Consider the following 240-nt stretch of genomic DNA (forward strand, 5'->3'; position numbering starts at 1 on the left):
GGCTTATCCCAGAGTTAAGGGCAGGTTACTCACGTGTTACTCACCCGTTCGCCACTAATCCCCGGTGCAAGCACCGGATCATCGTTCGACTTGCATGTGTTAAGCACGCCGCCAGCGTTCATCCTGAGCCAGGATCAAACTCTCCGTTGAAGTAAAACAAAAACGAAACACAACCAGGCACCACGGGAAAACGCGGAAACCCGACTGCAAAAATTTGAAACCAGCTGTAAAAACCAGACC

Annotated in this window: 1 rRNA gene; it reads right to left on the reverse strand. The window is 50.8% G+C overall.

The features are described from left to right. A 16S ribosomal RNA gene (locus tag FNL14_RS23105) occupies positions 1–150 on the reverse strand; the annotation flags it as partial. Positions 151–240: the final 90 nt, after the last annotated feature.

This window comes from Pseudarthrobacter sp. B4EP4b (assembly GCF_006680095.1).
In the GTDB taxonomy this organism is placed as follows: Bacteria; Actinomycetota; Actinomycetes; order Actinomycetales; family Micrococcaceae; genus Arthrobacter.